The sequence below is a fragment of the Mycolicibacterium arseniciresistens genome, assembly GCF_030519285.1.
Taxonomy (GTDB): domain Bacteria; phylum Actinomycetota; class Actinomycetes; order Mycobacteriales; family Mycobacteriaceae; genus Mycobacterium; species Mycobacterium arseniciresistens.
The window spans coordinates 1-5,392 of sequence record NZ_JAUMSQ010000411.1; the positions used below are offsets into that span (position 1 = coordinate 1).

Genomic DNA, 5,392 nt, shown 5'->3' on the forward strand with positions numbered 1-5,392 from the left:
CGGGCGCCGACGCGGGCGGCGCCGGGACGGGCGGCGCCTCGTCGGTCTGGGTGCCCGACGCCCACGCCGGACCGTCGAAACCGTAGAGCACCAGGTTGCGGTCGTCCTGCAGCAGCAGTCGAACGTCCTTGGCGCCCTTGGTATCGGTGTGCCAAACGGGCTTGTCCGGCGTGTACAGCACGAAGTTGCCGTCGGTCTGGACCTCCGCCCGCACGACGTCCTGCCCATCGGTCGCGGTGGCCCACACGGCCTGCCCGCCCGCCTCGAGCACCAGGTTCCCGTCCTGCTGCAGTGTCAGGGTGTACGCCCCGTTACGGGACGTCAACGATTGGCCTACTTCGAGTTTCTCGCCGTTGTGCAGTCTGTCTGACACGCGCGGTTCCCTTCCACCATGGACGGGCTGAGCTTAACGATCTTGACCGTCGCCGTGGCCGGTTCGGCGTCAAGAGTCGAATCCCAGGCCCACTCTGTCGAGCCCGCGCAGCAACATGTTGCGCCGGCCCGCCGCATGGTCGGCCCGGTTCAGTGACCAGCGGGTGGCGTGAATCCCCATGGCCGCCAATGGCTCTGGTGGGAAGGGGACGGGACGGCGCCGGACCATCTCGAGCTCGGTGCGCTCGGTGCGGTGGCCGTCGAGCAGGTCGAGGCAGGTGTCGGCGGCGAACCGGGCCGCACCGACACCGAGTCCGGTGAACCCGTTGACGTAGGCGACCCGGCCGTGACGTGCCAGCCCCCAGTGCGCACAGAACCGGGTGTTGGTGTCGATGGCCCCCGCCCAGCGGTGGCTGAACCGGACGTCGTCGAGTTGGGGGAAGGTGATGAAGAAGTGCGCCGCGAGGCGCCGGTAGCTGTCCGGCCGGTCCTCGTACGCCGGATCGACCCGGCGCCCGAAGTGGTACACCGCGTCGTAGCCGCCCCACACGATGCGGTGATCGGCGGTCAACCGGTAGTAGTGGAACTGGTTGGCGGAGTCGCCGATGGCCTGCCGGTTGCGCCATCCGATCCGGTCCAGCTGCTCATCGGTGAGCGGTTCGGTGGCCAGCACGTAGTCGTAGACCGGAACGGTGTGAAACCGGTTGCGCCGCAACAGGCTCCGAAACACGTTGGTTGCCAGCACCGCGCGGGCGGCGGTGACCGTCCCTGCGCCGGCGTCCACGCGGAGGCGCCGGCCGCCCGAATCGATCGACGTGGCCCCGGAGTCCTCGAAGATCTCGACACCTGCGGCCGTGCAGGCACGGGCCAGTTCGAACGCCAACTTCGCCGGATGGACGACGGCGCAGTCGTCCGCGCTGAACAGGCCGGCCCGGAAGGTCGGCGAGTTCACCTCCGCGGTGACCTCGTGGCGGCTCAGCAGCCGGCCCGCTCCCTCGGCCGACGCGCGAGCCAGCCAGGCGTCCTGATGCGGCTCGGTGGACACCTGCAGCATCCCGGTCCGCTCCCACTCGACGTCGAGACCGAGCCGCTCGACGTCGGCCTGCATCCCGTCGAGGTTCTCCATCCCGAGCCGCTCGAGCCGGTCGAACTCGTGCGGCCAGCGCGACTTCCCGTTCTGCGCACCGTGAGTGAGGCTGGCGTCGACGAATCCGCCGTTGCGTCCCGACGCCGCCCAGCCCACCCGATCGGAGTCGACGACCACCACCCGCTGTCCGGGCCGGCGTTCCGCGGCGTGCAGCGCCGCCCACAGCCCGGTGTAGCCGGCGCCGACGACCAGCAGATCGCAGTCGAGCGTCGCCGTCAGCCGGGGATACCGCGGCCGGGGGATGTCGAGCCACATCGGCGCGAAGGCGCTCGGCGTCAGCGCGCGGTCGATCAGCGCCGGGTCGACGTGGCCGTCGAACACTGTCCGCATCCTGCGGAGGTCACGGCCGCCGCGCCGGATCAGATGGGTACTTCCGCGGACGGGCCGACCGGCACGCGCCGGTCGGTGGGCTGCCATCCTGGCGGGCCGAAGACATACCCGAGCCGGTCGCGCCACCGGGTCGCGGTCCGCACGTCGGCGGCGATCGCGACGTACTCGCGGGTCTGCAGCTTCCAGATGTTGAAGGTGTCGACCGGTTTCGTGAGGCCGTAGTGCGGGCGGAACAGCTCGGCCTGGAACGTGCCGAACATCCGGTCCCACAGGATGAAGATGCCGCCGTAGTTCTTGTCGAGGTACTCGGCGTCCATCCCGTGGTGCACCCGGTGGTGTGACGGGGTGTTGAACACGAATTCGAAGGGCCGCCAGAGCTTCCCGATCCGCTCGGTGTGCACCCAGAACTGGTAGATGAGGTTGAGCGAGAAACTCGCGAACACCATCCACGGCGGAACACCCAACAGCGGCAACGGAATCCAGATCAGGATCTCGCCGCTGTTGTTCCACTTCTGCCGCAGTGCGGTTGCGAAGTTGAAGTACTCGCTCGAGTGGTGGGCCTGGTGGGTGGCCCAGATCAGCCGCACCCGGTGTGCGATCCGGTGGTAGGCGTAGAACAGCACGTCGACACCGACGATCGCGATGACCCACGTGTACCACTGCGTGGACGGCAGGTGCCAGGGTGCGACGTAGGTGTACAGCGCGGCATATCCCAGCAGCGCGGCGAACTTCCACGCTCCTGTGGTGGCGATCGACACCAAGCCCATCGAGATGCTCGCCCACGCGTCCCGGGAGTGGAACGCCCCGGCGGGCGCGCGCCCGTCCCGCGCATCCTCGAGCTTGCGGGCCGCCGTCCATTCGACGATCAGCAGCGCCAGGAAGAACGGGATGGCGAACAGCACCGGATCGCGCATCTGCGGCGGCAACACGTCGAGCGCCGACCGCACCGCGTCCCAGCTGGGATTCATCGTCACACCTCCCGGCCCAGTTTAGGTCACCGGAAGTTCAGCACCTGGTCACCCCAGGCGCTGCGGAGGTGCTCGTCCAGGTCGGTGACCAGCCGGTCTTCCTTGTCGATGACCAGGGTGCTGTGGTCACCCCGCCGGTACGGCCGCCACACCGGGTCACCGGTCGACGGGTCGCCGTCGACCGCGAAATCCAGCCAGCGCCGCCGCATGCGCCGCGACACCTCGCGCCCGGTCTTGAGCCCACCGAGTTTGAACGTCGGATCCTTCGAGCCGGCGACCAGGTTGCCCCAGACGTACGGCAGTTCGGTGGCGTGCGCGGCGCCGAGGCGCAGCAGCCGCAGCATCGGGGTGGACCAATCGAACCGGTAGACGAACACCGGCGCCACTGCGCTGTGGCCGTCGGCGAACCACAGCGACGGCATCCGGAACCCGATGTCCCGCGCGACACCGAGGCCGCGTGCCTTACCGCGGGCGCGCGGGTACGCACTGCCGATCTGGGCGTCCGATGGGATCTGCAGACCTGGCTGCTCGGATTCGATCTCGGCGAACATCGCCTTGATGGCCTGCGGGGTGATCGGCATCAGCGGTGAACGCATCCAGCGGAACAGGGCCGCCTCGTCCCGGTTGGTACCGATGATCAGCGGCACCGGGTGCGCCCGCCCGTCTCGCGCCACGTCGATCGGATGCTCCGGCACCAGGTCCCCGTCGACGATCGGCGCGAAGGCCAGGGTGCCCGGCGTGCGCACCGGCACCTCGTCGAACAGCCGTTTCGACGCCGCCAGTACGGCATCGAGGGGAAGGTCGAGCAGCCGGCCGACCTCGCCGGCCTGCAGGCCGAGATGGCCGAGGAACCGCTCGGCGACCCGGCGGCCGCGGCCTGCGTCGTAGACCGAGGTCACCGGCGAACTCTGGGCGATCGCGCGGGCGAACAATCCCTCGGCTGCCGGAGTCGTCATCAGGGTGGTCACGATCCCGCCACCGGCCGACTCGCCGAACAGGGTGACCCGGTCGGGGTCCCCGCCGAACGCGGCGATGTTGTCCCGCACCCAGTGCAGGGCGAACACCACGTCGCGCAGACCGCAGTTCGACTCGAAGCGGCTGTCGCCGAACGAGGACAGGTCGAGGAACCCGAAGGGGCCGAGCCGGTAGTTGATCGTCACGACCACCACGTCGCCGTCGGCGGCAAGCGCCCGGCCGTGATAGAGCGGCTGGTTGGCCGACCCCAGGACGTACGCGCCGCCGTGCACCCACACCATCACCGGCTTGCCGTCTCCCGCAGCGGTGTCGGACGAGGCCCACACGTTGAGGCGCAGGCTGTCCTCGGCCTGCGGCGCACCGAGGTCGATGGGGATGCGGGCGTCGGTGGCCTGCGGACACACCGGCCCCACCCGGGTGGCGTCGGCGACCTCTGACCAGCGCTGCGGCGGTCGCGGCGCCCGCCAGCGCAGCTCGCCGGAGGGGGCCGCGGCGTACCGGATCCCCTTCCACACCTTCACTGTTCCGTCGTCGACGCCGCGCACCGGCCCGTAGCCGGTCTCGACGACCGGTCCGGCTTCCGCCGTGCTGCGGTATTCGTCGGTGGTCATGCGGCTCCTTCGGGCAGACAACTCCTCCAGGGTACTCAGCAACGCCGGCATACCCGCTGATCCGGCCGTTGCACGGCGAGAGGGCGACGACTCCCGTCGCCGCGGCCTCCGCCGGCGAGGCGGGTCGGCAGCGACCACTAGGTTGGGTGCGTGCGCCCGTTCCCGCTGCTGGCCGCGGCCATCGTCAGCGAGGTGGCCGCCACGCTGGCTCTGCGTGCCTCGCAGGACCATTCGGCTTGGCTCGCGGTGGTGGCCGCGGGCTACCTCGGCGCATTCGTGCTGCTCACACTGGTGCTGCGGACAGGGATGGCGGTCGGCGTCGCGTACGGCATCTGGGGCGCGTGCGGCACTGCGGCGACGGCGGTGCTCGCCGCGGCGATCTTCGGCGACCCGCTGACATGGCCGATCGCCGCGGGCATCGGTCTCATCATCGCCGGTGTGCTGCTGGTCGAGTTCGGCTCACATCCGCGCACGGACGGGCCGCCGTCGTGATGTGGCTGACGCTGGCCGTCGCGATCGTCACCGAGGTGGTGGCGACGCTGTCGCTGCGCGCATCGGACGGGTTCCGCCGACGGGTGTGGATCGTGCCCGTCGTGCTGGGCTACGCGGTGTCGTTCACGCTGCTGTGGGTCACCCTGTCGCTGGGCATGCCGGTCGGCATCGCGTACGGGATCTGGACGGCGTGCGGGGTCGCCGCCGTCGCGGTGATCGCGCGGTTCCTGTTCGGCGAGCCGCTGACCGCGACGATGGCGCTCGGCATCGCGCTGATCGTCGGCGGCGTCCTCATGATCGAGACGGTCGGTCTCGCCCACTGAGCGCGCCGGCGAGCAGCACCGTCACCACGCCGGCCAGCGGCACGATGAGCAGGCCCACCCGCAGCCCGGCCGCATCGGCGACCAGTCCCACCACCGGCGGCGAGGCCAGGAACCCGATCCGCAGCAGCCAGGTGACCAGCGCCAGCCCGGTGCCCGGGCGCAGGCCGGGCAGCC

The 5,392-nt window shown here is 70.4% G+C and carries 5 protein-coding genes and 2 pseudogenes; 2 read left to right on the forward strand and 5 right to left on the reverse strand.

What is annotated here, in order from left to right:
• The 4 genes and pseudogenes from Q2100_RS29450 to Q2100_RS29465 all read right to left on the reverse strand — a co-directional run.
• Positions 1–373: pseudogene (locus tag Q2100_RS29450) on the reverse strand (LysM peptidoglycan-binding domain-containing protein); the annotation flags it as partial.
• 69 nt (positions 374–442) lie between these two features.
• Positions 443–1,849: an NAD(P)/FAD-dependent oxidoreductase gene (locus Q2100_RS29455; protein WP_302916871.1), complete on the reverse strand. Its 1,407-nt coding sequence runs from the start codon at positions 1,847–1,849 to the stop codon at positions 443–445.
• A gap of 29 nt (positions 1,850–1,878) precedes the next feature.
• On the reverse strand, positions 1,879–2,817 hold the full coding sequence (locus tag Q2100_RS29460; RefSeq protein ID WP_302916872.1) for a sterol desaturase family protein: 939 nt from the start codon (positions 2,815–2,817) through the stop codon (positions 1,879–1,881).
• Between the two features lie 26 nt (positions 2,818–2,843).
• Complete coding sequence (locus Q2100_RS29465; RefSeq protein ID WP_302916873.1) at positions 2,844–4,403, reverse strand: carboxylesterase/lipase family protein; 1,560 nt, start codon at positions 4,401–4,403, stop codon at positions 2,844–2,846.
• Positions 4,404–4,553: 150 nt separating this feature from the next.
• On the opposite strand from Q2100_RS29465, the gene Q2100_RS29470 reads away from it, so the two are divergent.
• Entirely contained in the window at positions 4,554–4,895 is a 342-nt protein-coding gene (locus Q2100_RS29470) for a DMT family transporter (protein WP_264010857.1), read from the forward strand.
• Positions 4,895–5,218, forward strand: a complete 324-nt coding sequence (locus Q2100_RS29475) for a DMT family transporter (protein WP_264010858.1) — start codon at positions 4,895–4,897, stop codon at positions 5,216–5,218. Before Q2100_RS29470 ends, Q2100_RS29475 begins: the two co-directional genes overlap by 1 nt.
• Here Q2100_RS29475 and Q2100_RS29480 read toward each other — a convergent pair.
• A pseudogene (locus Q2100_RS29480) lies at positions 5,187–5,392 on the reverse strand (MFS transporter); the annotation flags it as partial. The gene Q2100_RS29475 and the pseudogene Q2100_RS29480 sit on opposite strands and share 32 nt — an antisense overlap.